Consider the following 25,990-nt stretch of genomic DNA (forward strand, 5'->3'; position numbering starts at 1 on the left):
CTTGTCATCCCATCAACCCCAAGCCATAAAAAACGGGAACTCTCCTTTTGAGTGGATACAAAAAGGGGGGCACGTCAAGGGATATCTTACCGCTGATCCTGAAAAAGCAGCTTTCTGGGAAAAACGTCTTTGCGCGGATGAATGTCTGGCTCCGGCCGGAGGTGGCCGTCCCGTGCGGATCGGCCTTGTCTGGGCCGGTGCGCCGCATCGGGAGATTCGCGAGGCTGAAATTGCTGATCGCAGACGTTCGATGCAGCTGCAGGAACTGGCGCCGCTCAGAAAGTTTTCGGAATCCGTCAGATTTTACAGTCTGCAGAAGGGAGAGCCGTCTGCTCAGCTTGCTCATCCGCCTTCCGGCATGGAAATTACGGATTATACGGACATGCTGCGGGATTTTGATGACACGGCGGCTCTCGCATCATGTCTTGATCTGGTGATTGCGGTGGATACATCCACGGCTCACCTTGTCGCAGGACTGGGCAAGCCTGTCTGGATGCTGTCCAGATTTGATCAGTGCTGGCGCTGGCTCAGCCGACGGACAGACTCGCCGTGGTATGGCTCTCTTACCATTTTCCAGCAGATCAGGCCGCTTGACTGGTCTGAGCCCGTCTCTGAAATCGTGCGCCGGCTGCCTGATTTTATCAGACAGCACTCTGCCGTCAGGGTTCCGGAAAATGCGAACCGGAGCTGATCAGGCTCCGGTTTCGAAAGCCCGTCAGGATTCAGGCTTGTTCGTCAGCTTCTCGAGGCCGGGCACCTCGATATCAATTTCGAGCATGGAGCAGCTTTCGCCGCGATCCAGCTTGACCTGGACCTTGTCCTGATCAACGGACACGTGGCGACGGATCACTTCCATTATTTCTTTCTGCAGCTGGACCAGAAGCTCTGACTGGTCCTCTCCGGAAGCGTTTGAGCGCTCATGGGCGAGAAGAATCTGGAGGCGATCGCGGGCGACTGATGCGGAGTTTCTGTTCCGGCTGAACAGGCTGCCAAAAAAGCTCATGCCGCACCCCGCTTAAACAGCCAGTCAAAGAAGCCCTTCTTTTCGGTCGGGACGGCGATTTCGACCTTTTCGCCGCTCAGTCGGCGGGCGGCGTCGAAATAGGCACGGGACGGCGCACTTTCGGGCTCTGCAATCGTGACCGGGGCGCCGACATTGGACGCTTTCAGCACTTCCTGGCTTTCCGGCACGATACCGATCAGCGGGACGGAGAGGATTTCAAGAACGTCGTCAACGCTCATCATCTCACCCCGGGCGGCCCGTGACGGATCATATCGGGTGAGCAGAAGGTGTTTCTCGACCTTCTGTCCGGCTTTCGCCTTTTCCGTCGTGCTGTCCAGCAGGCCGATGATGCGGTCACTGTCGCGGACGGAGGAGACTTCCGGATTTGTCACGATCACGGCGTGGTCTGCGTGATACATGGCGAGCTGCGCGCCACGCTCGATCCCGGCCGGGCTGTCGCACACGACCCAGTCGAATTTCTCACGCAGTTCCTTGATGACCTGGGCCACGCCTTCAGAGGTCAGCGCGTCTTTATCCCGGGTCTGTGAGGCAGGCAGCAGGGAGAGATTGTCGAGGCGTTTATCCTTGATCAGCGCCTGCGGAAGCTTGGCATCGCCCTGGATGACGTTGACCAGATCGAACACGACCCGGCGCTCCGCTCCCATGACGAGATCGAGGTTTCTGAGGCCGACGTCGAAATCGACAAGGACGACTTTTTTTCCGCTTTTCGCCAGCGCGGCGCCGAGAGCGGCCGTGCTGGTGGTTTTGCCTACCCCGCCCTTGCCTGACGTAACAACCAGAACCTTCGCCATGAAAGCTGACTCTCCTTCGTGTCCGCGCCTTTCGGCAGCCGGGATGCACTTATCTTTTCCCGCACGCTCTTACCCCATATGCCCCTCTGCCTGAAAGCAGGAATCACGAACGATTCCCGTTTTCAGGCGGGGATAAGGCGCGGTTGCGGTATTTCTTTCAGGTCAGCGGCCGGATGATCAGGCAGTCATCCACGAGGACCGCCTGGCCCGGTTTGCCGACGATTTTCGGGTCCAGCTCTTCGGTTATGGCGTAGTATCCGTCGATTGCGAGGAGTTCGGGCTCCATAACCCGTGCGAAGATGCGGGCATCGGGGCGTCCGACGATTCCCGCGATGGCGCGTCCTCTCAGAGGGCCATAGACATGGATCGAGCCGCCTGCCGAAACCTCGGCTCCGGAAGAAATACCACCGAGGACGATGACGTCTCCCTCGGCATAGACGATGGACTGCCCGGAGCGCAGCCCTTCTTCCAGAATGAGGCTGCCTGGTGGGGTTTCAGGCTCTGCGGTATCGCCGTGCTCATCATCCGGGACCGGAGTGGCCGGAGATGAGCGGCCGCCGGCGAAACCTTCCGGCCATTCCCATCCTGAGAAAACCGCCCATTCCGGGTCTGCACCCTCGATCCCGATCACGCGGATTCCGCGTTCCTTCAGAGCCGGGCCGAATTCGGCCAGATGCGCCGTCTCTTCGGTGACGAGTGAGAGATCGAGGATGACGGGCTTGCCCGAAAAGAAGCCTGCCGATCTTACGATCTGCACGTCGAGCGCGGCCATCCACTGATCCAGAGGGGCTTCCGGTGTCAGCACCAGGGCGAGGAAGGAGCGGCCTCCCGCGCGGATACGCGGCAGCGCCGGCGCTGTCTCCCCGGAAGTGTCGTCACCAGAAGATCTGCTGGCAGAATTACGTGCTGCGTCAGTCAAAACCCGAACCGTCCCGCTTATTCCGGAGCGTTGTCACCTCTGCTCCTTGCATCATCAATTCCCGTGCCGGACCTGTTCCGGCGCGGTCTGTTCCGCCTGCTCTCGTAGCCCGCTCTTCCCCCGGGTGTCGAGCCGGGATTGCTGCTGCCATTTTTTTTACGAATTCAGCTGATAAGTGCGGGAGCCCTCGTATCCGTCCTCTGGACGGACTCCCCGCAGATGTAAGATAACACGTTCGCCATGCGTATTCTTTATCACCTTCCTCTTTCCCCGTTTTCCCGCAAGATCCGTCTTGTCCTCGGGGAGAAGCGCCTTCCGTTCGAGCCTATGACCGAGCGTGTCTGGGAGCAGCGGCCGGAGTTTCTCCAGATGAACCCGGCGGGTGAGGTTCCGGTTCTTGTGGAGGAGAACGGACTGGTGGTTTCGGATTCGCGGGTCATCTGCGAGTATATTGAGGAAGCCTATCCTGATTCGGCAGCGCTTCTGGGCCGCACACTGGCAGAGCGTGTGGAGGTCAGGCGTCTGATTGCCTGGTTTGATGAGAAATTCGCCCGTGACGTGACCCGCAATCTGCTGGGAGAGAAGGTTCTCAAGCGTATTTCCGGACGTGGAAATCCTGACGGGACGGCGCTGCGCCAAGGATATGCCAATCTTCGTCCGCATCTTGAATATATCGGGCAGCTTGCCGAGGCGCGGTCATGGCTTGCAGGCCCTGCGCTGTCTCTGGCGGATTTTGCCGCGGCGGCCCATCTCTCTTCGCTTGATTATATCGGTGATATCGACTGGAGCCGGGCTCCGGCTGCCCGGGACTGGTATGCGCGGATCAAGTCCCGCCCCTGCTTCCGTTCGGTTCTCAATGACCGCGTGCCGGGCATCAATCCTCCGACGCATTATGCCAATCTGGATTTCTGATCGTTCCGATGCGGGCTGAGACCTGCGATGCCATCGTGCTTGGCGGCGGGGCTGCCGGGCTGATGGCGGCTCTGATTGCTGGGCAGCGGGGATGCCGTGTTGCCGTTATCGAGCATAATGCGGAGCCGGGCCGGAAAATTCTGATTTCCGGGGGCGGACGGTGTAATTTCACGCATATGGAGGCTGCGGCGGATCGCTATCTGTCTGCCAGCCCGCATTTCATACGCTCTGCCCTTGCGCGCTACACGCCTCGTGATTTTCTGAAGATGGTGGAAAAGCACCGCATCGCCTGGCATGAAAAGACGCCGGGGCAGCTTTTCTGCAGTTCTTCCGCCCGCGATATTCTGTCCATGCTGCTTGATGAATGTGCAGCAGGCGGCGTGGGGCTTTATACCGGTGAGCGCATTACGGATGTGTCCGGGGGGGAGATTTTCCGGGTCACGACGACAGCGAGGATTCTGGAGGCTCCGTCTCTGGTGATTGCGACCGGTGGTCTTTCCATTCCCAAAATGGGTGCGAGCGGATTTGGCCTGACCCTGGCTGCGAGATTCGGGCTTCCTGTCATTCCGACCGCACCGGGTCTGGTTCCGCTTGTCTTCGACGGGGCTGAGGATGAATGGATGCATGCTCTGGCGGGGACATCCCTGCCGGTCATGGCCTCCTTTGGAAAAAAGCGTTTTACGGACGGTATGGTATTTACCCATCGCGGTCTGTCGGGTCCGGCGATCCTGCAGATTTCCTCATGGATTCCTGAAGGTGAGAGCTTCGGGCTTGATCTTCTGCCGGGATACAACGTGTTTGATACGCTGCGGGCCGCGCGCAGGGAGAGGCCGCGTGCGGGGGGTATCTCGGTTCTCAATGCCTTGATGCCCGAGCGCCTGGCCCGTGTCCTCGCACCCCGTCTGCTGGGAACTTCAGAGGCGGCGAACTGGTCTGACAAGACGCTTCGTGCGGCGGAGGCGGCTCTGAAGCAGATGCGTCTTCTTCCGTCCGGGACGGAAGGCTATGCCAAGGCGGAGGTCATGACCGGCGGTGTCGATACACGCGCCCTGTCCTCTCAGACGATGGAAGCGCGGGACGTTCCGGGACTCTATGTCGTGGGGGAGGCTGTCGATGTGACCGGATGGCTTGGCGGTTATAATTTTCAGTGGGCGTGGTCGGGCGGTCACGCGGCCGGGCTGGCGATTGCGGCGAGGACCCATCATCAGAAAGCCTGATTTTTCAGGCATCCGATCGTTCTCCGCTGCGTTATGAGAAGCGTCGTGCTTCTTTCTGTCTCTGAAGGATATTATCCATGATGATTGCAAAACTGCGCTATGCTGGTCTGGCTGTTGCTGCGACGCTGCTGGCGGCCTGCACCGGGACGGCTGCATCTCCGGTCTCTGCGGCTAATGCACCGCCTGGCACGCCGCTGGGCGGCACCTGTAAGGCTGGTGTGTATACCTGCCAGCTTCCCGTGGCGACGCCGGTGGGAGCACCGTGCAGCTGCCCTGGTCTTGGCGCTGCGTCCTACGGCAACGTTTTCCAGAAATAATCTTTCGCTCAGGCCGGGAGCGCCCCGGTCTGAGCCTCCAGTTCCCTCCACGCTCCGCGTATGAGGATTTCAGCCGGACGGAAGCGGGCCTTGTAGGCCATCTTCGGGCTCTGTGCGATCCAGTATCCCAGATAGACATAGGGCAGCTTCTGTCTGCGGGCGAATTCTGCCAGCATCATGACCGCGTAGGTTCCGAGCGAGCGGTGCTGCATATCCGGATCGTAAAAGGTATAGACGGCAGACAGGCCGTCATTGAGGACATCCGTCAGGGTTGCCGCTATCAGTCGGCCTTCAGCATCACGAAATTCGCAGATGCAGGTTTCGACGGGGGTTTCCTCCACCATTCCGCGATAATCCTGAAATGACATCGCGACCATGTCTCCGCTGCAGTGGCGGGCGGACTGGTATTTCCTGAACAGTTCGTACTGCTCTGTGGTCGCGCAGGGCGGTACGTCGAAGCAGTCTGTATCTGCATTACGCCTGAATATCCTGCGCTGCGTCCGGTCGGGACGGAAGCGTCCGACCGGAAGGCGAATTGGGATGCAGGCGCTGCACTGATGGCAGACGGGTGCATAGGCGATGGCATGACTTCGGCGAAAACCGGCCTGGGAAAGTCGGTTATGCAGTATGTCCGCATCCGGTCCGGACAGATCCGTCACAACCTTGCGTTCCGTTTTCCCCGCGAGATACGGGCACGGCAACGGTGCGGTCGTGTAGAACAGCTGGGGATGGCGGACCGGATATGTCATCTGCTCCTGATCTCCCTGCCCCGGCTGGTATCGACTGACACCAGTGTGTCCGGAGATTCAGAGATTTTTCAACGAAAGAATGTGACTGTTCAGCCCGCTTTCAGACGTTCTGCCGCCTCGATGGCGAAATAGGTCAGGATTCCGTTGGCCCCGGCGCGGCGGAATGCCATAAGGCTTTCCATTACGGCCTTCTCATGATCGAGCCAGCCGTTCTGTATGGCTGCCATCAGCATCGCATACTCGCCGGAGACCTGATAGGCGAATGTGGGCACGGCGAAGCGGTCGCGGACGCGGCGGATGATATCGAGATAGGGCATGCCTGGTTTTACCATGACCATATCCGCCCCTTCTGCCAGGTCGAGTTCAACCTCCCTGAGGGCCTCGTCACTGTTGGCCGGGTCCATCTGATAGGTTCTTTTGTCCCCCTTCAGAAGGCCGCCCGATCCAAGTGCGTCACGGAACGGTCCGTAAAAGGCGCTGGCGTATTTTGCCGCGTAGGACATGATTCGTGTTGAGGTCAGATTTTCCCTGTCCAGGGCGGTGCGTATGGCGGCGATCCGTCCGTCCATCATATCTGACGGGGCGATGATATCGATTCCGGCGGCGGCCTGGTTGACCGCCTGGCGAACCAGGATTTCGACAGATGTGTCATTGACGACATATCCGTCTTCTATGACGCCGTCATGTCCGTGATCCGTGTAGGGATCGAGCGCCACATCTCCGATGAGTCCGATCTCCGGGAATTCTTTTTTCAGGATTCGTGCGGCGCGGCACATCAGATTATCCGGATTGAGCGCTTCCGTTCCCGTGGCGTTGCGCGCAGAGGCCGGTGTGATGGGAAAGAGCGCTACGGCGGGAATTCCCAGGCGGGCTGCAGGCTCCACATGGGCGGCAAGACGATCCGCTGTCACGCGCTGCACGCCGGGCATGGAGGAGACCTCTGTGGTCTGATTCTCGCCATCCATGACGAATATCGGCCAGATGAGGTTGTCTGTCGTGAGGGTGTTTTCTGAGACGAGACGTCTTGTGAAATCGTCCTGACGATTCCGACGCATACGGGTCAGGGGAAACTGGCCGACGCTCATGATCTGTTTTGATTCCCGATTCCTGAGGAAGGCTCCTCAGAAACAGACCGGGGAGCCGGGACGGGCCCGCTCTGATCACGCAGGCCGGAAGGGAAGCGTGCTCTTCAGTGAAAGCACGGTTCCGTGGTCCGGCGGGCAGTACGTCCGCCGGACCTTTTCAGGCTGTATTACTGAACCGACGTGATGGCGTTACGGTTCTGGGCCCAGACGTCTTCACCCTCTCCTGCGGCGGTCGGCTGATCCTTGCCGTTGGAGATTGTCGTGATGCGTGAGGAGGCCGTGCCTTTGGCGACGAGGTAGTCGCGGGCGGCGTTGGCGCGGCGCTGACCCAGTGCAAGGTTGAATTCTTCGGTTCCGCGGTCATCGCAGTTACCGGCGAGCTGCACGGCGACCTGCGGATACTTCGCGAGCCAGTCGGCCTGCTTGTCCAGGGTTGTTTTTGCATCGGAGCTCAGGCCACTCTGGTTCAGACCGAAGAACACGCGATCTCCGACATTGGCGACCAGATCTGCCTCGGTTCCCGGAGCCGGGCCGGTTGCGACCTGCTGCTGTCCGCTCATGTCGCCCGAGCCGGTGGCCGCGCCCTGATTTGCTTGGTCGTCCGCACAGGCGGCCAGAAGTGCCGCCAGTCCGATTGCACTGATAAGCTTCAGTTTCATGTCTCTGATCCTGGGATCTGTATCCGGTTTTACGGAATTTACAGAAGAAAAAACGGGCCGGATGTCTCCGCCAGCCACGGCTTTCCTGCCCGTTACGGGGTATTCAAAACCTGCGGCTGAACATAGCAAGCCACACCGCCCGCATCCGGTCAAGCGGCATTCTCTGCGGCTGTAGCATTTCCCTCCCCAGGTAATTGCATGACAGAGGGAAATGCTGTCGGGTGATCCTGATCAGACGTTTCTAGGGGACCAGGTCGGGCTGATGGCGGACATGGACAGCGGAATCATGCGTTCATGAAATCCCGTGATATCCACCGTGCCAATGGAAGACCGACTTCCTGCGCCACCACTGCTGCAGAACGCGAGGACGCGTCCGTTCGGGCAGAATGTGGGGCTTTCCACCGAATATCCCTGGGTCATGATGCGCTCTCCGGAGCCGTCCGTATTCATGACGCCGAGAGAAAATCCGCCCGATCCCACTTTTGTGAACGCGATCAGGTCTCCGCGCGGGGACCAGCATGTCTCCTCATAGTTACCGCTGCCGTAGGAGATGCGCCTTGCGGCACCGCCTGATGCACTCATCACGTAAAGGGCGGGAGAGCCCCCGCGGTCTGATGTGAAGGCGATCTGGCTTCCGTTCGGACTGAAGCTCGGACTGACGTTGATCGCCCCGCCTGTGGAAGTGATCTGGCGTGCCGCACCGGAAGCGACGCTGACAGAATAGAGCTCAGACCCGCTGCCACGGGCGACTGGCACGATGATGGTGCCGCCATCCGGAGAGAAATGCGGGCCGAGTGGCACACCGGAGAAATCTCCGAGGATACGCTGCCTGCCGCTCTGGAGATCGAAGAGCATCACTCTCGGTCTGGCGCTGGCATAGGACAGGAAGGCGATCTGATCGCGCACCGGATTAAAGGAGGGCAGCTTGGTCTGCCCGGTGCTGAGCTGGCGATAGTTCGCGCCGTCCTGATCCATGATGGCAAGACGCATGACCGGCTGCTTCATGGAGCCTGAGCGTGTGACGAAGGCGATGCGCGTATCGAAATAGCCTTTTTCACCCAGCAGGCGCTGATAGATCACATCGCCGATGATATGCGCGATACGACGCCAGTTTGCTGCCGTCGTTGAGTAGGCCGTGCCTTGGATCTGCTGCTGTGAAAGCACGTCCCACAGGCGGAATTCGACGCGAACCGACCCCTCCCCTGTTGCCGCGCCGGAAACTGCTGCACGGGCCCCCATCGATTTATAGGAGGAGAGGTCCGGCATACCGGAACCCGGGGAACCGCTGATCACCTTGAACAGGCCGGTATTATTGAGGTCGCTGGTCAGGACCGAGGTGATCTGATTACCGATAGTGCCGCCAAATGAGGGGATGACGATCGGGATCGGCTCCGAGCGTGCCTTATCCACCGTGATTTCCGCAGCCGGAGCGCTGCCCGCGGCAAAGGCACTGAGCGGCGTGGCCATGACGGCGGCTCCGGCCAGACCACTGCCGAGCAGTGCGCGGCGGCTGAATGCCGAGGCAAGCTGCTCGGCTTCCCCGTCGCTGAGGTAACCTTCGGTGTTCAGGCGTGTCATCATCAGGTCTCCTGAGAGTCCGGTCTTATGGCCGGAACAGAAATTTGAGCTGGTGTGTCTGGCCCAGCAGGTTTTTCGGAATGGGAAGCTTCGAGCACTTCGGACTCAGCACGGCCTGTCTCGCCCGCTCCGCCAGGGCGCGGTAGGACGCGTCGGCATTCATCCTGGCCTGTGTTGAAGGCTCGAATTTGACGAGGCGGGCCACTCCTGTCGCGTCGACGGTCACGATCAGGCGGGCCGAGAAGGAGGCGTAGTCCTTTGCGGCCGTGTCCTCGCTGTAGCAGGCGCGGACCGTGCCTGCGATGGCCTGCTGATCACCCGCGCTCATGGACTGGGTGATATCCCCGTTCGGCGTCCCGCCGCCTTTCGGCGAGCCGCCCTGGGCCGGATTGGCTTTTGCGTTCGGCGCATGTGTCTGCTTCGAATCCGAGCGGAAGGAGTCGAGGGTCGAGAGCAGCGAACTGGAATCGGCCTGCGTCTTCTTTGCCTTGTTCGGCTGCGTGCTGTGTGACGGCACGGCCATATCGGGCAGCGTGTCTGTCGGCGTGCTGACCGGAGAGGGGGCCGTGACGGCATGAGTCGGCGACGGCGCGGACAGGTCCGATGGCAGGGACGCGACCTGGGCCGTGCTTTTCGTGCTGGAGGGCTTGGAGACCGCAGCCTTTTCGGTTTTCTGCGGCTTTTCTACCTTTTCGGTTTTCGGTGTCTCGACCGGTGCCGGTGTCTCTTCCTTTGGCGGAACGGGTGTGTCCGGCAGAGGCAGGGATTCGGAAGGCGGCGGAGGCGGCGGGACCGGTTGCGGCGGAGGCGGCGGAGGGGGAGCCTCCTCTATCGGCGCGGCTGCAGGCGGCGTCGGTGCCGGAGGGGCTTCGGTTTTTTCCGGTGCGGGCGGTGTAGGTTCTTCTGCCGGAGCGGAGGCCTTGGCCGGGGCGCCGCCGCTATCCGAGCCTGGCGGTTCGAACTGCACCTCGACCGGCTTCTGCTCTTCGGGTTCCGGCAGTTTGGATGTCGGAAGCGTGAGCAGGAGCAGCGCGATGGCAAGGACATGCGCGCCGGCTGACAGGGCTGTCGAGCGCTGCAGCAGGGTTTTTTCGGAACGGCGAAGCCGAACCATGGGATTTCTCTCGATCCGTCTCAGAAAGTCAGACATGACAGATCACGCCCGGATTCAGACATGATACTGCCGCTCACGGGCCGGTGGCCGGTGGCTGCTGCGCGAGCAGGGCCACATGCGTGAAGCCGCCTGCGGTGACCTGCCCCATCACCTGCATGACCTTGCCATAGTCGATATGTGCGTCTCCGCGTACGAAGATACGGTGATCCGGATCGTTGGAGGAGGCCGCCTTGAGCTGATCGATCAGCTGGTCTGCCGTGACCTGATTGTCACCCAGCCAGAGCGTTCCGTCTGCCTTGATCGACACGGTTATCGGCTTTGTGTCCGCATTGACCGGCTTTGCGTCGGTTTTCGGCAGATCCACGTTCACGCCGCTGGTCATCATCGGTGACGTCACCATGAAGATGATGAGCAGCACCAGCATCACATCGACAAGCGGCGTGACGTTGATTTCAGCCTGGGGCCGGGACCGGCGGCGCGGTCCCCGGCCGGACGGACCGGCGGACATTCCCATGGTCAGGCTCTCTCTTCGGACTGACGGGACAGGATGGCGGCAAATTCCGTCCCGAAGCCTTCCAGACGATCCTGGAATTTAGACAGACTGCCGCTGATGAGGTTGTAGGCCACATAGGCCGGAATGGCGGTGGCCAGACCGATGGCCGTAGCGAACAGGGCTTCCGAGATACCCGGTGCGACGACGCTGAGGTTGGTGTTGTGCATCGCGGCAATCGAGCTGAAGGAGTGCATGATGCCCCATACGGTTCCGAACAGCCCGACGAAGGGAGCAACCGGACCGACCGTTGCGACGATGACCATCCAGCGCTCCAGGCGATCCATCTCACGCGTGATCGTGATGGACATGGCTCTGTCCACACGCTCCTTCACGCCTCCGTGGATCAGGTCGATTCCGGGAATGCGGGAGGAACGGCGCCATTCGCCCATCGCGGCACCGAACACGGCGGCCATCGGGTGGACCGGGCGGGCACCTTCGATTTCGTACAGATCGTCCAGGCTGCCGCCGGACCAGAATTTGTCCTCGAATGCGGTTGCCTCACGGGCGATGCGGCGGATGGTGACGCATTTGTCGATAATGACGGCCCAGACGAATATGCTGCACAGAACAAGGCCGATCATCACGATCTTGACGACCAGAGAGGCCTGCGCGAACAGCCCCCACAGCGACATATTCCCTGCAGCCGCAGCCGCACCGAGTGACGTCGCGCTCACCGCTTGATCCAAGAACCCCTCCTGCCCTGCGGGCATACTCCGCGCCTCTTTTCCACGATCCTGTCAGACCGTGCGAATCGAGGCTGCACCGAACCATGCAGCGTTCCTTAATGAGTTCCTGCGAAAAGCAGAAGTGACCCTCAGGAGTCGTCCGCAAGTCTGGCAAGAAGAGCACGCCAAGATGGCGGAAATCGGGCAGCTTTCATATCCGAGACCCGCACGCAGGCGAGCCGGACATCGACGTCCACGCAGCGTCTGCCTTCATGATCGAAAACCTGAAGGAGGCGGCAGCTTGCAGGTTTCTGCTCCGTGAGGCGTGTCGTGACCGTCACGATATCGTCCAGACGCAGGGGGGTCAGGTAATCCAGATGAGCGGAACGGACTACGAAGGCCAGACCGTATTCGGACTGAAGCTGTGAGGCGGGCATGCCGAGGCTTCTGATGGCTTCTGTTCTCGCGCGCTCCGCGAAGGCAAGGTAGCGGGCGTGATAGACCACGCCTCCGGCATCGGTATCTTCATAATAGATGCGGAAATCGATGCTGTGCGTGGTCATTCGTCGTCTCTTTCGTTGAGAAGATCTGGCTGTTCAGAGGGTTGCGGCGGAGGTTTCAGCCCCAGATGCCGCCACCCCCTTTCTCCGAGGACGCGTCCCCTGCTGGTTCTGAGGACGAGGCCTTCCTGGATGAGATAGGGTTCGACAACATCTTCCAGCGTATCGCGTGCCTCGGCCAGTGCTGCGGCCAGGGTCTCGACACCGACGGGACCGCCGTGATGGAAGTCCGCGATCCGTCTCAGATAGCGGCGGTCCATCGCATCCAGTCCGAGATCATCCACCTCCAGCCGCGCAAGTGCGGCGGCCACGACATCGCGATCTGCCTCATCCTGTTTTGCGACCAGGGTGAAATCACGCACGCGGCGCAGCAGGCGGCCTGCGATACGCGGAGTGCCGCGGGAGCGGCGGGCGATTTCCTCCGCGCCGTCATCCGTCAGGCTGAAGCCGATCTTGCGTGCGCCGCGTGCCACGATCAGCTTCAGTTCGTCCGGTGTATAGAAGATCAGCCTGAGGGGGATACCGAAACGGTCCCGCAGGGGCGTGGCGAGCAGACCGGCGCGGGTGGTGGCGGCAACGAGGGTGAAGGGCGCGAGATCGATCCTTACGGAACGTGCGGCCGGGCCTTCTCCGATGATGAGGTCGAGCTGGAAATCCTCCATCGCCGGATAGAGGATTTCCTCGATCGCGGGCTGGAGCCGGTGGATTTCGTCAATGAACAGCACATCACGCGGCTGAAGATTGGTCAGGATCGCGGCAAGATCCCCTGCCCTCTGGATGACCGGACCGGATGTGGCCCTGAAGCCGACCCCGAGTTCGCGTGAGACGATCTGGGCCAGGGTGGTTTTCCCAAGGCCCGGCGGTCCGTGCAGCAGGACGTGGTCGAGAGCTTCTCCCCGGCTCCGTGCGGCCTCGATAAAGACCGCCAGATTTTCCCGGCTGGCTTTCTGTCCCGTGAAATCGGCAAGGGACTGGGGACGGAGTGCGCCCTCTCCCGTATCTTCCTCCCTGCGTTCAGGATCGAGAACGTTGTTCATGCGGCCAGCTCACGCAGGGCATCACGCAGGAGAGTGTCGAGCGTCGGAGGCGTGTCTGCTTCCGTGATCAGACGTGTCACAACCGGCCAGGCCTCTGCCCGCCGGAAGCCGAGTCCGGCCAGGGCGAGCAGCGCGTCTGCCTCCAGCCCGGTCTCCCCGGGGACCTGCACGGCTGAGGCAATCGCGACCGGGCCACCGGAGGGAAGTTTTGCGACCTTATTCCGCAGTTCCGTCAGAAGCCTGTCCGCAAGCTTTCCGCCGACGCCGGGGGCGCGCGTCAGGCTGGTCTTGTCCGCGGCGGAGATCACGGCGATCAGTTCCGAGGGAGAATAGGTGGAGAGCAGGCCGAGCGCGACTTTCGCCCCCACTCCCTGAATGGCCGTAAGCTGGCGGAACCAGTCACGTTCCGCAGCTTCGGCAAAGCCGTAGAGCAGGATCGCGTCCTCCCTCACCACGGTCTCGACCAGCACGCCTGCGCGCTCCGGCGGCTGTGGCAGGGAGGAAAGCGTCCGGGTTGAGGCGAAAACGAGATATCCGACGCCGTTGACGTCTATGACGCAGCGGTCCGTGTCCGTGTGAGTCAGCAGGCCAGTGAGCGAGGCGATCATGCGAGGCGCTGTCCGCTGAGAACGCGCTGGCGGCTGGTCCGGTGATGGGCATGGCAGATTGCAACGGCAAGGGCATCCGAGGCATCGGCCTTGCGGATCGTCGCACCGGGCAGCAGACGGCGCACCATCATCCCGACCTGTTCCTTCGTTGCGGCACCCGTGCCTGTCACGGCGCGCTTGACGGCCATAGCACCGTATTCCGAAACGGTCAGCCCTGCGAGCGCGGGGGCCAGCAATGCGATCCCGCGGGCATAGCCGAGCTTGAGCGTCGAGGATCCGTTGCGGTTGACGTAGGTTTCCTCCACGGCGGCCTCATCCGGGGAATATCGCTCAATCAGCTCCAGCAACCCTTCATGCAGGGTCCGCAGGCGATCCGGCACGGGAAGCTCTGCGTCCGTATCGATCACACCGCCTGCGATCCATGTCAGGCGGTTACCTGTGCTGTCGATCACACCCCAGCCTGTGAAACGGAGGCCGGGATCGATACCGAGAAGACGTGCTGTTCCTGTCATGAGAGGATATTAGAACATTTCGGGAACTCTGATAAGCTCTGTCCCATCTCAGGCTGCCCTCATCTTCCGGAAGGCGATCATCCATCCCGCCATGAAAAGATAGGCCGGAACCGCGAGGGCGGAAAAGGCCAGACGGGCTCCGCAGAACTGTGTGACGTGGATATAGATCTGCGGCAGGACCGCGCCTCCGGAAAAGGCCATCACGAGCAGTGCGGTGATCCGGCTTCCCTTTTCCCCTGCGGCCTGAAGCACGAAGGGAAACAGCGTCGGCATGATCATGGCGTTGGCAAATCCGAGCAGCGCGACGCAGAGCACCGGAAGCGTTCCGGGCAGCAGCAGCGTGAGTATGCACAGAATGATCCCGGCCGTGCAGGAAACAAGGAAGCAGTGTTCCCCCGCGATAAAGCGGGGGACTGCGATCATTCCGGCGATATATCCGGCCATCATGGCGGCCAGGGTTACGGCAGTGAGATATTTTGCCGTGTCCAGAGGCAGGCCGAGCGCATGTCCGAAGGAGCCGATCGCATCTCCGGCCAGCACCTCCACGCCGACATAGAGAAACATGGCGAATACGCCGCTCAGGAGCCAGCCGGACGAGGTTACATTCAGCGATACCTCCGTGCTGCCGATATCCAGCTCCGGCAGCCGCGCCCGGGAGACGAACAGGGCCAGCACCAGCAGCAGAAGCGCCATGATCATGTAAGGGCCGTGGACGGCGCCGGTGAAGGCGCTGATCAGGGCTTCGCGCTCCGGGCCGGGCGGTGTGTTTTTCAGACCGGACGCGACATTTCCGACATCGGGCATCACAAGGAAGGCGAACAGGACCGGGGCCAGGATTCCGGCAAATTTATTGGATACGCCCATGATGGCGATGCGCTGCGCGGCACGGTCCGGCGCACCCAGCAGGGAGACATAAGGGTTGATCGTGATCTGCAGCAGGGTCAGCCCTGCCCCCAGAACGCCAAGGCCGGTCAGCGCGCCTGCATAGCTCCGGACGGTGATGCATTCACCGAACAGGGCCGTGCCTGCAGCCATGATGCACAGGGCGATAATGAGGCCCTTTCTCAGGCCGGTGCGCCGGGAGAGCAGCGTGGCGGGCAGAGGAAAGACGAGATAGGACAGATAGAAACAGGCGGGAACGAGGAAGGCGGCGACATCGCTGAGGCTGAAAGCGACCTGCACGAAGGTGATAAGCGGTCCGTTCAGCCAGGTGACGAAGCCGATGCTGAAAAACAGCGCGGACATGACGATGACGGGTCGCCAGCCGTATCGTCCGGCGGGACTTTCCGTCGGAAACCAGCGCACCAGAAGATCTCTCCTGCTCATTCCGAATGTGTATCTATGCCCTAGCGCGTTGCGGATGGACAGGAGGAACATGCATGTGGTCCCCTGATTTTTCTGTCAGGCGCGGATATGTCGGATCAACCTCAGGGGCACCCATGGAACAGTCTCCGGCGATCATGTGGTTTCGCGAGGATTTCCGACTTTCGGACAATCCTGCCTTTGATGCCGCTGTCAGGAGCGGGCGTCCGGTTCTGTGCATTTTCATCCTTGATGAAGCGAGGTCTCCGGGTACGGCAGCACGATGGTGGCTGGACGAAGCAATAAGGGCCCTGAACGGGAGTCTTGGCCGCAAGGGCGGTGCGCTGCACGTCTTCCGCGGATCGTCTGAGAACATTCTTGGAAAGATTGTCAGAAAGACCGGAGCCGGAGCCGTTTTCTGGAACCGCAGATACGATCCGGCGGGATTCCGTGCTGATGAGATCATCGGGGCACGTCTTGAAAAAGATGGCATCACGGCTCTGAGTTTCCCGGCAGCCCTTCTTCATGAGCCGCACAGCATCCGCACCGGATCCGGCACACCCTATAAGGTCTTTTCCGCTTTCTGGCGGACGGCGCGGGCGAAGTCTCCGTTTATATCCCTGCTGCCCGAGCCTGAAGCGCCTGTTTTCGCATCTCTGCCGGCGGATTGTGATCCGGCGACCGTTGCTCCGGAGGATTATGGTCTTGTGCCTGAACAATCCGACCGGCTGGCCGGATTGCAGGAGAGCTGGACACCCGGGGAGGATGAGGCGCTGGAGTTGTTTGCCGATTTTCTCCGGAATGCCGCGGAATACGAACGCAACCGGGATTTTCCTTCCCGCGCGGGCACATCCCGCCTGTCTCCCTATCTCAGATTCGGACATATCAGCCCGATCCGGCTCTGGGATGCGGCTGAACGCGGAGAATGCCCTGAGAAATTCCTGACCGAGGCGGGCTGGCGGGAATTTGCCTGGTCCGTGCTGTCTGCCGAACCGGATATGGCGACCCGGAACCTGCGACCGGAGTTTGACGCCATGCCCTGGCGTGATGATCCGGAAGATCTTGCAGCCTGGCGCGAAGGTCGGACGGGTTATCCGCTGGTTGACGCGGGGATGAGGGAACTCCGGCATACCGGATGGATGCATAATCGCGTGCGTATGGTGAGTGCGTCCTTCCTGGTGAAGCATCTTCTGATTGACTGGCGGGAGGGGGAACGATGGTTTACCAATATGCTGACGGATCACGACCCGGCCAGCAATCCGATGAACTGGCAGTGGAGTGCGGGCACCGGCATTGATGCGGCGCCTTATTTCCGGATTATGAATCCTGTTCTTCAGTCCCGGAAATTCGATCCGGACGGGAGCTATATCCGGCAGTGGGTGCCTGAACTTGCGGGGCTTTCCGACAGGGATATCCATGCTCCCTGGGAGGCCGGTGGTGTGAAGGGATATCCCGCGCCGATCACGGATCACCGGGCGGCGAGGGAACGTGCTCTTGCCGCATGGAAAAATCTTTCTTCCTGACCGGCCGGATTTCAGGCTGGTGTCGGTTCCTCACGCTTCCACAGACGACGCAGGATACGTCCGTCGATGACGATCAGGCCGCCGCCGATCAGCACGCCGCCCAGGCACACATTCCATGAGAGGCGCTCTCCGAGAAATGCAGCGCCCATCAGGATGGCGGTCACGGGTGTCATGAAGGTGACGAGTGAGGCCATTGTCACGCCGTAGCGTGCCAGGAGCCGGAAATAGACCATGTAGGGGATGGCGGTGCTTAAGAGGGCGAAGCCTGCGACCGCACTCCATGATGAGGTGGTCATGGGCCGGAGCGGGCTCATGTTTTCCATGAAGATGGCGAGCGGGAGGACGCAGAGGGCGGCGGCGGTCATCTGGCCTGTCGCAAGGTGCAGCGGCGCAACTCCGGCCAGTCTGCGGGCGAAAACGCCTCCGATTGCATAGCTCGTTGTCGCGCAGAGGCAGCCGAGCTCTCCCCATATCCACGCGGCTGACTGTCCGGTGATGAAGTCCCTGCCGATCAGCACGAACACACCGGCAAAGGCGCACAGACAGCCAAGTATGGTTCTGCGGTTCAGTTTCTGGTCCGATGTTGCGACATGCAGGGCAATGACGGTGAAGATCGGCGTCGTTGCGTTCAGTGTTGCCGCGACTCCTCCGGGGATTCTCTGCCCGCTCCAGGCGTAGAAGCTGAAGGGGATAGCGCAGTTCAGCGCTCCGAGCACCAGCATCCATAAGGCGGAGGTCCGGGACAGCTTCAGCGGCTGTTTCCGGATCAGGAGCACGATATGGAGGAAGAGCGCTGCCAGCCCGACTCGCCCCAGGACGAGCATGAACGGGGGCAGAACGGGAGCGAGAATACGATAGAACGGGAAGGAGCCGCCCCAGAAGACAGAGAGCAGCCCGAGCGTGAGCCACGCCCGATTATCGTAGTGCGTATCGTTGCGGGTCTGCTCTGCCATGATCCGTTTTCCGGGAGGATGTTCTCCGGGCGGAACTATCCTTCTTCCGCACCGGATATGCAATCATGCGCTACCCGGCGCGGAAGAGGCGGCTTCAGGCCGCTGACCTGACTCCGCCGAGGCTGCAGATATGGTTCCACTCCCCGGACGAGACCGGCACGACCGACAGGCGGGACTGACGGATCAGGGCGAGAGAGGACAGTTCCGGATCAGCCTTCATCTGCGCCAGCGTGACCGGCTTCGGCACGGGGCCGACGGCGCGGACATCGACACAGACCCATTTCCCGTCCTCTGCGGTCGGATCGGGATAGGCTTCCCGGACGATCTCGACGATGCCGACGATCTCACGCCCGACATTGGAGTGATAGAAAAACGCCAGATCGCCGTTTTTCATGGCGGCGAGGTTGTTTTTTGCCTGATGGTTCCGCACGCCTGTCCAGGGTTCGACCTTCCTTGCGACCTGCTCATCCCAGGAGAAGGCGTCGGGCTCGGATTTGACCAGCCAGTATGATCGTCCGGATCCTGTCATCTCATTCCACCAGAACGCCGTCGCGGAATACGGGTCTGAGCTGCCGGATCACGACGCTTTCGAACAGTCCGGCCTTTGCATACGGGTCTCCTGCGGCAAACCGTTCGGCCTCCGCCCGGTCTTCGGCATTGAGGAGGATCAGGCTTCCGCAGGGGCGGCCTTCCGCGTCCAGCATCGGGCCGGTGAAGGTGAATTTTTCGGCCCAGGTATTGAGATAGACCAGATGATCCGGGCGGGTGGCCATCCGGGTTGCGAGCGCGCCCGGCTTGTCGGTGCAGGTGATGCTGAAGAGCATTTTTAAGATATTCTCCCTTGCAAGAGCGGACCATACAGGACACTTCAGCCTGTGACTGCAGCGCTGCGCTGGTCCCGTATGCGGCCCGGGGCCGTGTCAGGCGCGGCATCATAGTGTAGGACCATACGCAGCACGAGCCTTTTTCGGGGAGGAACGATCGGGGATGCAGCCTCGCCCGTCACTTCCTTTGCGCAACACGGAGACGGACGGATCTTGAACGCACAGCCTGGTCTGATGGCACGTCTTGGTGCCGTGTTTCATCGCTACGCCAATCCGGGCCGTTTTCTGCGTCTGGGCGCCCGGCTTCAGCCCTGGCTGACATGGCCTGCCCTCCTGCTGACGCTGACGGGGCTTGGCTGGGGGCTGTTTTTCTCCCCGGCAGACTGGCAGCAGGGCGATTCCGTACGAATCATGTATGTGCATGTTCCCTGTGCCTGGCTGGCTTCCTCGGGGTATTTTGCCCTGGCCGTCTGTTCCCTGCTCTCTCTTGTATGGCGGCACAGCCTTGCGGATCTTGCCGCGGCCGAGATCGGTCCTGTCGGCGCGTCCGTGACGGCCGTGTGTCTGGCCACGGGTTCCCTGTGGGGCAAGCCGATGTGGGGCACCTGGTGGGTGTGGGATGCGCGGCTGACCTCGGTACTTGTGCTGTTCTTCCTTTATCTCGGGCATATCGCGCTGATCAGGGCTTTTGACGATCCCCAGCGGGGCTATCGCGCCGCGGCCATTCTTGCTCTGGCCGGGACCGTGGATCTGCCGATCATCAAGTTCAGCGTGCAGTGGTGGAACACCCTTCACCAGCCGGCGAGCATCACGCTCACCCGTGCGCCGACGATGGCATCCTCCATGCTCTGGCCTCTGGCTCTTTCGGCCCTGGGTTTTACGCTTGGCTTTGCCGCAATCGTCGTGGCGCGGCTGCGGGCATCCGTGATGGAAAACCGCGCCCGCATCCTCCTTGCCTCTCCGGCGTCCCGGGCAGCACGCGCATCTGTATCTGATCACCGGGAACAGACTGTATGACCCACCTTCCCTATATTGCGGCCGCCTATGGTCTTGCGGTGTCCGTTGCCGTCTGGCTGTCCTGCGGAGCGGTGATCCGGCTGAGGAAGGCCCGGGCGCGTCTGGCCGTTCTTGAGGCCGCACGTCCTGATTCGCTGAAGGAGCGGGCATGAAACGCAAGACACGCCGCCTGTGGCTGGTGGTTGCCTGTGTGGCCGGGCTGGGAACGGCTGCCGGACTGACGCTGAACGCGTTTTCGTCCAACATCGTCTTTTTCATGACGCCGTCCCAGGTTGCAGCGCATCCGCCCGCGCCCGATCACACCGTCCGCCTTGGCGGAATGGTTGTCGCGGGGTCCGTGCGGCGTGAACTGCACGGAGAAACACCGGTCAACCGTTTCGATGTGACGGATGGTCAGGCAGCCGTGACCGTCCGCTATGAAGGTATTCTGCCGGACCTGTTCCGTGAGGGGCAGAGCGTGGTTGCTGTCGGTACGGCGGCTGCGGGCGGTGGCTTTACGGCCAGCGAGGTTCTGGCCAAGCATGATGAGACCTATATGCCCAAGGAAGTGGCTGAAGCGCTGCAGAAAAGCGGCAAATGGGACCCGAAATTCGGCCCGCCGCCGGATGCCTCAAGCTGGAGCAGCATGACCGCCAGGGACGGGCGCACGGCCCGTGGCGGCTCGTGATGTCCTGCATGTTCTTTTTTTCCGTCAGGTTCCGTTATGAGTCCTGAACTCGGCCGGTTTGCCCTCGCTCTTGCCTGCGCGCTGGCGCTGGCGCAGGCGGTTCTGCCCCTGAGCGGCGCGCAGCGTCGTGACGCACGGCTGATGGCCGTTGCACCCGGTCTGGCCATCGGGCAGCTGATCGCTCTGGCTTACTCCTTCCTCTGCCTGATCTATGCTGCGGTGACGGATGATTTTTCCGTCTCCAACATTGCCGAGAACAGTGCCGTCTCCAAACCGCTGCTCTACAAGATCACCGGTGTCTGGGGAAACCATGAAGGCTCGGTACTTCTGTGGGCGCTGATTCTTGGAATCTGCGGTGCGGCGGTTGCGGCGTTCGGGCGGAATCTGCCGACGGCCCTGCGGGCGCGTGTCATTGGTATTCTGGGCGGTGTGGCTGCCGGGTTTGAGCTGTTCTGCCTGACCACATCGGACCCGTTCGATCGTATCTGGCCTGCACCGATGGACGGCCAGGGCATGAATCCCCTGCTGCAGGATCCCGGGCTCGCCTTCCATCCGCCCATTCTCTACACCGGTTATGTAGGTTTTGCGGTACCTTTTGCCTTTGCAGTCGCGGCACTGATTGAAGGCCGCGTCGATGCGGCCTGGGGCCGGTGGGTCCGGCCCTGGGCTGTTGCGGCCTGGTGCTTCCTGACCTGCGGCATCGCGCTTGGCTCCTGGTGGTCATATTATGTGCTCGGCTGGGGCGGATACTGGTTCTGGGACCCTGTGGAGAATGCCTCGCTCATTCCCTGGCTTTCCGGGACGGCGCTGATGCATTCGGCCATCGTCGTGGAAAAGCGTGAGGCGCTGAAGATCTGGACCGTTCTTCTGGCGATCGGGACATTTTCCTTCTCCCTGTCCGGCACCTTCCTCGTGCGTTCGGGGATTCTGAATTCCGTTCATGCCTTCGCGAATGATCCGGCACGCGGTGTTTTCATCCTCGGCCTTCTGGCTCTGGTGATCGGCGGCTCCCTGACGCTGTTCGCCTGGCGGGCACCGTCGCTGACGGCCGGGGGGCTGTTTTCCCCCGTCTCGCGTGAGGGAATGCTTGTGCTGAATAACATCCTGCTCTGCTCGCTGTGTGCAGTGGTGCTGACCGGCACGATGTATCCGCCTTTCATGTCCCTTCTGTTCGGCAAAACGATTTCCGTCGGCAAGCCGTTCTTTGATGCGGCGACCGTGCCTCTTGCCCTGCCTCTGTTTGCCGTGATGGGCATCGCGCCGATGATGCCGTGGAAAAGAGCCAGGATGTGGCCGGTTTTGCGGCGCCTGCAGGCTGCGGCAATTGCCATGCTGGTCGCTCTGGCCGTGTCCCTGTGGGGGCTCAAAGGGGTACTGCCGGTTCTGGCCTCGGCTTTTGCGGTCTGGGTAATTGCCTCATCCGTGACCGATATCGCCACGCGGATCGCGCTGTTCCGTGAGCCTTTCTCCCGGTCTCTGGGCCGTCTGCGTGGCCTTTCACGCTCTGCTGTCGGCACGGCTATAGCGCATGCCGGTGTGGGTGTGACGGTGCTCGGGCTTGCCGGGATGTCCCAGGCGCAGCACCGGATCGTGGAGATCGCCGTAGGACAGACCGAGCATCTTGCCGGGTATGACTGGACACTGACGGATGTGCGGACCCGGCCTGGTCCTAACTATACCGCTCTGGCTGCCCGGATCGAAATCCGCCGCAAGGGCCGGATCGTGGCTGTCATGCATCCGGAAAAGCGCAGTTTCAACGCCCAGAACCAGACGACCACCGAGGTATCGATCCATACGAATCTGCTGTCGGATCTGTATGGTGTGATCGGTGATCAGCATGGCGATGCGGCGCACCGGACCTATGTGCTGCGCCTGCATTACAACCCTCTGGCTCCCTGGATGTGGCTTGGCGCCCTGGTGATGGCGCTGGGCGGTTTTCTTTCTCTCTCCGATCGCCGGATACGTATTGCGGCACCCCGTCGCATTCCGGTCGGAACAGCGCATGTGGACGCAGGATGAGCGACCAGCCCTCCCCCTCTCCTTCCCGCCGCCGTCTTCTGATGGCTCTTCCTGTCGTGGCTGCCGGCGGGGCCGGTGTCGCATTCTGGCGGATGCTGTCGGGTATGTCGTCCGGGACATTCAACCCGCATGACATCAATGCGCCAGCCACCGGCAAAGCCGTTCCGGAGTTTGAGCGCCTGCCGGATCAGGATCCCGGACAGGGGTTTTCATCAGCCGAGCTGAGACTGCAGACCTCTCCTGTTCTGGTGAATTTCTTCGCCTCTTGGTGCATCCCGTGTATCGCGGAGATGCAAGCGCTTCTGGAACTGAGGAACACCGTGCCGATCTGGGGCATTGCCTATAAGGATAAGCCTGAGAACGCCTCCGGATTTATCCGTCGTGCCGGAAATCCCTATGTGAAAATCGCCTCTGATCGCCAGGGGCGTGTTGCTATTGACTGGGGCGTGTCCGGTGTTCCGGAGAGCTTTCTGATTGCCCCGGGCGGCGGGATTGCATGGCACAGTGCGGGCGGGCTTGATAACAGTGCTGTCCGCGCTGATCTGTCCGCGACACTGAAGCGGCTTTCCGCATGAGGAAGCCGGTCCTCCTGCTGCTTGCCGGGCTGTTTTTCCTTCCTCTGACGGCATCCGCCGTGGATGACCCTTCGGAAATGCTTCATGATCCGAAGCAGGAAGCCCGTGCCGAGGCGATCGGCTCCAGGCTGCGCTGCCTCGTATGTCAGAATGAATCCATTGAGGACAGCAGTGCGGGGCTGGCCCGTGATCTTCGCCGTGCCGTACGCGAGCATGTTGCGAAGGGTGAGACGGATCGCCAGATCATGGACTGGATGGTTGCGCGCTACGGCAATTTCATCCGGCTCAGCCCGCCCTTTACGATTGCGACGGCCCTGCTGTGGGGCATGCCTCTTCTGGCACTTATGATCGGTCTGCTGTCCGCGGTTATCATGTTCCGTCGCAGAAAGAGTGAGGCACCTGCCCCCCTGAGTGAGGACGAGGCTGCTCGGCTGGACGATCTGACATCTTCCGGGGAGAGACACTGATGCTTCTGACATGGGCAGGCATCGTGATTCTGAGCGTGATCACCCTTCTTCCGGCTGCAGTTTCGGTCCGCGGAAGAACGCGGCAGCGCGACGAGCGTGAGACGGCGCTGGCGCTGCACAGGCTGCAGCTTGCCGAGCTTGATCGCGATCTTACGACGGGAATGATCGCTCCGGCAGAGCATGGGGTTGCATATCTGGAAGTGCAGCGGCGGATTCTGGCCGCAGATCAGGTGAAAACTGGCATGACTGACCGGATTACGAACCTGCGCCTGTGGCTGGGTCTCGGGGCCGTTCCCGTTATGGCGACCGTGCTTTACCTGACCGGCGGGCAGCCCTCCCTTCCCGCACAGCCCCTCAAAGCCCGGCTTGCCGCACAGGCGGCTGAGAATAGTAAGATTGATGATACCCTGAGCAGATTACGGACTGCACTGGGCTCCCTTCCTCCGGATGATCCGCGCCTGCGTCAGGGATATCTGCTGCTGGGCCAGGCTGAGGCCGCTGCGGGGCAGTATGCCGGGGCGGCCAGGGACTGGGGGCGGGCGCTGGATCTGAAGTTCGATCCGGAGCTGGCGGCACAGGTGGCGGAGCTGCACGTCCGTGCCGACGGGCATGTCTCTGCGGAAGCGGTGGCTCTGTTCCGCCGGGCGCTGGACGGGGCACCGAAAGATGCTCCCTGGCGCAGGAGTGTGGAAGCACGTATCGCGGAAGGGGTGCACGAGGAAACCGCGCCATGATGACGGTCCGCCGGAAGAAGCTCTCTGCACAGCCCGGGAAGTCCGAAGGGATTGCAATCTGCCCGGTCTGTTTTGGCAAGCTTCGCGCGACTGAGGAGATCTGTCCGCATTGCGGAGCCGTGCGGCATTTCGGGGCAACGGCAAAAGAAACCGCGCTCTATTCCGCAATCGGCTTCTGCATCGGGCTTGCGCTGTCACTCCTCCTGCATACCGGGATTTTTCTCGGTATCTTTGCCGTGCTGTGTGCGACTTCCGTCGGTTTTCTGGTGGTCCACAGCAAGCATGGGAATCGCTGGCTGAAGAATTCCCGCTCTGGCAGAGGCTGAGGCTGCCTCCGTCAGACTCCGCTGCACTCATCATCGTCAGGGTCGTGGCTGATATGGGCGCTGCTTTTCGGTGACATGAATTCGCGGCGGCGCCATGCGAAATACTGATCGAACAGCTGCAGCCGGTCCATGCAGGGTTCGTCGATCATGCGGCTGCTCCTGATATCGAGCTTCATCAGCCTTGAGCCGCGCACATCGCTCTTGTCCCATTCGGGCAGGCCTTTTCCTGACAGATGCCCCGTCGTGGCGAAATTTACCCAGTAGGTGCACATCAGATCGGACAAGGCGTGGTCCGCATCCGTCCAGTCCGGCTGAGGATTACCGAACACGAAGGGAATCTCGCTCGCGTGCAGTGCGCCGACCGGGCCGGGAATACTGACATTACGGGTCTTGCGGCTGAACAGATAGGAATAGACCGGCGATTTTCCGGTTTTGGACTGCAGCCTCGCCCAAGCCCATGTCGGCCAGCGGAAGATCGAGTCTCCGACGATTTCCCTTGCGGCATGCAGGGAGGCACAGTCCGTATCGGCCGAATATGCAGCGAGCAGTTTGGGGCCGAAAAGGCCGAACTGCTTTTCCACACCCAGATTATACAGCTCCACGCCTGTGTGGGGCATGAACAGCGCGCCCTCATCTGAGTTTGTGCCTATCAGGGCCGGCTCGTCGTTATAAAGACCGGCCTCATAAAGGGAGTATGGATCTCCCGGCAGCACATGACCGTCCAGAGGAGGCCAGAATCTGGCCATTACGGGGCCTGCAGCCTTCACCAGTTCATCCGCCTCAAGCACATAGGCCTGGGCGAGAGTTCTTACTCTCATCTCGTTCAGAAAGAAGCGCCTCTGCCCTTCCGCCACGCTGAGTGTCGGCATGCTTAGCGCCGCGTGGTTGGGCATGAGAGACCGCCAGGAGCGCGGGGGCTAAAGAGTGCCGCCGCTCTGGCTGATAACCCTTGCAAACAGTCCCTTCGCCAGGGGAGAGATCGCCAGAATACCTGCCGAGATCGCACCTGCGGACTCGCCCATCAGCGTGACCTGATCCGGGTCTCCGCCAAAGGTTTCTATGTTTTTCCGGATCCATTTCAGCGCCTCGACCTGATCCAGCAGGCCATAATTTCCTGAGGTTCTGTCGGGTGACTGTCTGCTGAGCAGCGGATGCGCGAGGAAGCCGAACGGGCCTGTGCGGTAGGCGATACTGACAAGAATAACTCCCTCATACCAACCGTTTCTTGATCAGACTCACGGGGTACCCATTGGGCTAAAAATGTGATTCACAGGATGCTGATC

At 61.2% G+C, this 25,990-nt stretch carries 32 protein-coding genes and 1 pseudogene; 13 read left to right on the forward strand and 20 right to left on the reverse strand.

Annotated features, from left to right (window positions below; all coding sequences use genetic code 11):
• Positions 1-691 (forward strand): annotated as a pseudogene (locus LOC54_RS05360) (hypothetical protein); the annotation flags it as partial.
• Between the two features lie 24 nt (positions 692-715).
• Here the strand turns inward: LOC54_RS05360 and minE are convergent.
• The 3 genes from minE to minC form a co-directional block, all read right to left on the reverse strand.
• Positions 716-1,003 (reverse strand): cell division topological specificity factor MinE, encoded by a 288-nt coding sequence (minE, locus tag LOC54_RS05365; RefSeq protein WP_279312805.1) that lies wholly within the window; start codon positions 1,001-1,003, stop codon positions 716-718.
• The gene (gene minD, locus LOC54_RS05370; RefSeq protein WP_279312806.1) at positions 1,000-1,815 is read right to left on the reverse strand and encodes a septum site-determining protein MinD; all 816 of its coding nucleotides are present in this window, start codon (positions 1,813-1,815) and stop codon (positions 1,000-1,002) included. Before minD ends, minE begins: the two co-directional genes overlap by 4 nt.
• Before the next feature lie 157 nt (positions 1,816-1,972).
• Positions 1,973-2,662 carry a septum site-determining protein MinC gene (gene minC, locus LOC54_RS05375; RefSeq protein ID WP_279312832.1) on the reverse strand — a complete coding sequence of 230 codons (690 nt, stop codon included), beginning with the start codon at positions 2,660-2,662 and terminating at the stop codon, positions 1,973-1,975.
• A gap of 312 nt (positions 2,663-2,974) precedes the next feature.
• Between minC and LOC54_RS05380 the strand changes: the two genes are divergently transcribed.
• The 3 genes from LOC54_RS05380 (at position 2,975) to LOC54_RS05390 (ending at position 5,180) form a co-directional block, all read left to right on the forward strand.
• A complete protein-coding gene (locus tag LOC54_RS05380; protein ID WP_279312807.1) occupies positions 2,975-3,646 on the forward strand; it encodes a glutathione S-transferase family protein in 672 nt (223 codons plus the stop codon).
• 8 nt (positions 3,647-3,654) lie between these two features.
• Positions 3,655-4,863: an aminoacetone oxidase family FAD-binding enzyme gene (locus LOC54_RS05385; protein ID WP_279312808.1), complete on the forward strand. Its 1,209-nt coding sequence runs from the start codon at positions 3,655-3,657 to the stop codon at positions 4,861-4,863.
• A 77-nt stretch (positions 4,864-4,940) separates the two neighbouring features.
• Entirely contained in the window at positions 4,941-5,180 is a 240-nt protein-coding gene (locus LOC54_RS05390; protein WP_279312809.1) for a hypothetical protein, read from the forward strand.
• Positions 5,181-5,188: 8 nt separating this feature from the next.
• Here LOC54_RS05390 and LOC54_RS05395 read toward each other — a convergent pair whose 3' ends face one another.
• From LOC54_RS05395 to gluP, 12 genes are all read right to left on the reverse strand, one after another.
• Positions 5,189-5,929 (reverse strand): arginyltransferase, encoded by a 741-nt coding sequence (locus LOC54_RS05395; RefSeq protein WP_279312810.1) that lies wholly within the window; start codon positions 5,927-5,929, stop codon positions 5,189-5,191.
• A gap of 89 nt (positions 5,930-6,018) precedes the next feature.
• On the reverse strand, positions 6,019-7,014 hold the full coding sequence (hemB, locus tag LOC54_RS05400; RefSeq protein ID WP_279312811.1) for a porphobilinogen synthase: 996 nt from the start codon (positions 7,012-7,014) through the stop codon (positions 6,019-6,021).
• A 167-nt stretch (positions 7,015-7,181) separates the two neighbouring features.
• Complete coding sequence (locus tag LOC54_RS05405) at positions 7,182-7,673, reverse strand: OmpA family protein (protein ID WP_279312812.1); 492 nt, start codon at positions 7,671-7,673, stop codon at positions 7,182-7,184.
• A gap of 231 nt (positions 7,674-7,904) precedes the next feature.
• On the reverse strand, positions 7,905-9,251 hold the full coding sequence (gene tolB, locus LOC54_RS05410) for a Tol-Pal system protein TolB (protein ID WP_279312833.1): 1,347 nt from the start codon (positions 9,249-9,251) through the stop codon (positions 7,905-7,907).
• A gap of 25 nt (positions 9,252-9,276) precedes the next feature.
• Positions 9,277-10,365, reverse strand: coding sequence for an energy transducer TonB (locus LOC54_RS05415; protein ID WP_279312813.1), 1,089 nt, complete (start codon positions 10,363-10,365; stop codon positions 9,277-9,279).
• 73 nt (positions 10,366-10,438) lie between these two features.
• Positions 10,439-10,879, reverse strand: coding sequence for a protein TolR (gene tolR, locus LOC54_RS05420; RefSeq protein ID WP_279312814.1), 441 nt, complete (start codon positions 10,877-10,879; stop codon positions 10,439-10,441).
• Positions 10,880-10,881: 2 nt separating this feature from the next.
• Positions 10,882-11,628 carry a protein TolQ gene (tolQ, locus tag LOC54_RS05425; protein ID WP_279312815.1) on the reverse strand — a complete coding sequence of 249 codons (747 nt, stop codon included), beginning with the start codon at positions 11,626-11,628 and terminating at the stop codon, positions 10,882-10,884.
• A gap of 104 nt (positions 11,629-11,732) precedes the next feature.
• A complete protein-coding gene (ybgC, locus tag LOC54_RS05430; RefSeq protein WP_279312816.1) occupies positions 11,733-12,146 on the reverse strand; it encodes a tol-pal system-associated acyl-CoA thioesterase in 414 nt (137 codons plus the stop codon).
• The gene (ruvB, locus tag LOC54_RS05435) at positions 12,143-13,180 is read right to left on the reverse strand and encodes a Holliday junction branch migration DNA helicase RuvB (RefSeq protein WP_279312817.1); all 1,038 of its coding nucleotides are present in this window, start codon (positions 13,178-13,180) and stop codon (positions 12,143-12,145) included. Before ruvB ends, ybgC begins: the two co-directional genes overlap by 4 nt.
• Positions 13,177-13,788: a Holliday junction branch migration protein RuvA gene (ruvA, locus tag LOC54_RS05440; RefSeq protein ID WP_279312818.1), complete on the reverse strand. Its 612-nt coding sequence runs from the start codon at positions 13,786-13,788 to the stop codon at positions 13,177-13,179. Before ruvA ends, ruvB begins: the two co-directional genes overlap by 4 nt.
• The gene (gene ruvC, locus LOC54_RS05445) at positions 13,785-14,300 is read right to left on the reverse strand and encodes a crossover junction endodeoxyribonuclease RuvC (RefSeq protein ID WP_279312819.1); all 516 of its coding nucleotides are present in this window, start codon (positions 14,298-14,300) and stop codon (positions 13,785-13,787) included. The genes ruvA and ruvC overlap by 4 nt, the downstream gene beginning before the upstream one ends.
• 48 nt (positions 14,301-14,348) lie before the next feature.
• The gene (gluP, locus tag LOC54_RS05450; RefSeq protein WP_279312820.1) at positions 14,349-15,626 is read right to left on the reverse strand and encodes a glucose/galactose MFS transporter; all 1,278 of its coding nucleotides are present in this window, start codon (positions 15,624-15,626) and stop codon (positions 14,349-14,351) included.
• A gap of 113 nt (positions 15,627-15,739) precedes the next feature.
• Between gluP and LOC54_RS05455 the strand changes: the two genes are divergently transcribed.
• Positions 15,740-17,125, forward strand: a complete 1,386-nt coding sequence (locus LOC54_RS05455) for a deoxyribodipyrimidine photo-lyase (RefSeq protein ID WP_279312821.1) — start codon at positions 15,740-15,742, stop codon at positions 17,123-17,125.
• An 11-nt stretch (positions 17,126-17,136) separates the two neighbouring features.
• Here the strand turns inward: LOC54_RS05455 and LOC54_RS05460 are convergent, their stop codons facing one another.
• The 3 genes from LOC54_RS05460 to LOC54_RS05470 all read right to left on the reverse strand — a co-directional run bounded on the left by LOC54_RS05460 (position 17,137) and on the right by LOC54_RS05470 (position 18,902).
• Positions 17,137-18,078, reverse strand: coding sequence for a DMT family transporter (locus LOC54_RS05460; RefSeq protein WP_279312822.1), 942 nt, complete (start codon positions 18,076-18,078; stop codon positions 17,137-17,139).
• 94 nt (positions 18,079-18,172) lie between these two features.
• Positions 18,173-18,607, reverse strand: a complete 435-nt coding sequence (locus LOC54_RS05465) for an EVE domain-containing protein (RefSeq protein WP_279312823.1) — start codon at positions 18,605-18,607, stop codon at positions 18,173-18,175.
• A gap of 1 nt (position 18,608) precedes the next feature.
• On the reverse strand, positions 18,609-18,902 hold the full coding sequence (locus LOC54_RS05470) for a YciI family protein (RefSeq protein WP_279312824.1): 294 nt from the start codon (positions 18,900-18,902) through the stop codon (positions 18,609-18,611).
• Between the two features lie 234 nt (positions 18,903-19,136).
• Here LOC54_RS05470 and LOC54_RS05475 point away from each other — a divergent pair, with 234 nt between their 5' ends.
• Genes LOC54_RS05475 through LOC54_RS05510 form a run of 8 tightly spaced genes read left to right on the forward strand, consistent with a single transcriptional unit; the run spans position 19,137 to position 24,707 of the window.
• Positions 19,137-19,919 (forward strand): heme ABC transporter permease, encoded by a 783-nt coding sequence (locus tag LOC54_RS05475; RefSeq protein WP_279312834.1) that lies wholly within the window; start codon positions 19,137-19,139, stop codon positions 19,917-19,919.
• Positions 19,916-20,071 carry a hypothetical protein gene (locus LOC54_RS05480; protein ID WP_279312825.1) on the forward strand — a complete coding sequence of 52 codons (156 nt, stop codon included), beginning with the start codon at positions 19,916-19,918 and terminating at the stop codon, positions 20,069-20,071. The genes LOC54_RS05475 and LOC54_RS05480 overlap by 4 nt, the downstream gene beginning before the upstream one ends.
• Positions 20,068-20,586, forward strand: coding sequence for a cytochrome c maturation protein CcmE (gene ccmE / locus LOC54_RS05485; protein WP_279312826.1), 519 nt, complete (start codon positions 20,068-20,070; stop codon positions 20,584-20,586). Before LOC54_RS05480 ends, ccmE begins: the two co-directional genes overlap by 4 nt.
• A gap of 36 nt (positions 20,587-20,622) precedes the next feature.
• A complete protein-coding gene (locus tag LOC54_RS05490) occupies positions 20,623-22,605 on the forward strand; it encodes a heme lyase CcmF/NrfE family subunit (RefSeq protein WP_279312827.1) in 1,983 nt (660 codons plus the stop codon).
• Positions 22,602-23,180, forward strand: coding sequence for a redoxin family protein (locus tag LOC54_RS05495; RefSeq protein WP_279312828.1), 579 nt, complete (start codon positions 22,602-22,604; stop codon positions 23,178-23,180). Before LOC54_RS05490 ends, LOC54_RS05495 begins: the two co-directional genes overlap by 4 nt.
• Positions 23,177-23,647 carry a cytochrome c-type biogenesis protein CcmH gene (locus LOC54_RS05500; protein ID WP_279312829.1) on the forward strand — a complete coding sequence of 157 codons (471 nt, stop codon included), beginning with the start codon at positions 23,177-23,179 and terminating at the stop codon, positions 23,645-23,647. Before LOC54_RS05495 ends, LOC54_RS05500 begins: the two co-directional genes overlap by 4 nt.
• Positions 23,647-24,381 (forward strand): c-type cytochrome biogenesis protein CcmI, encoded by a 735-nt coding sequence (gene ccmI, locus LOC54_RS05505; protein ID WP_408740301.1) that lies wholly within the window; start codon positions 23,647-23,649, stop codon positions 24,379-24,381. Before LOC54_RS05500 ends, ccmI begins: the two co-directional genes overlap by 1 nt.
• Positions 24,378-24,707 (forward strand): hypothetical protein, encoded by a 330-nt coding sequence (locus LOC54_RS05510; RefSeq protein WP_279312830.1) that lies wholly within the window; start codon positions 24,378-24,380, stop codon positions 24,705-24,707. The genes ccmI and LOC54_RS05510 overlap by 4 nt, the downstream gene beginning before the upstream one ends.
• Positions 24,708-24,718: 11 nt before the next feature.
• On the opposite strand, the gene LOC54_RS05515 is transcribed toward LOC54_RS05510, so the two are convergent.
• Together LOC54_RS05515 and LOC54_RS05520 are read right to left on the reverse strand one after the other, a co-directional pair.
• Complete coding sequence (locus LOC54_RS05515) at positions 24,719-25,576, reverse strand: carboxylesterase family protein (protein ID WP_279312831.1); 858 nt, start codon at positions 25,574-25,576, stop codon at positions 24,719-24,721.
• Positions 25,577-25,624: 48 nt separating this feature from the next.
• On the reverse strand, positions 25,625-25,909 hold the full coding sequence (locus LOC54_RS05520) for a carboxylesterase family protein (RefSeq protein WP_279312836.1): 285 nt from the start codon (positions 25,907-25,909) through the stop codon (positions 25,625-25,627).
• Positions 25,910-25,990 lie beyond the last annotated feature (81 nt).

Origin of the sequence: Acetobacter sp. AN02 (genome assembly GCF_029759835.1) — a bacterium.
Classification (GTDB): Bacteria; Pseudomonadota; Alphaproteobacteria; order Acetobacterales; family Acetobacteraceae; genus Acetobacter.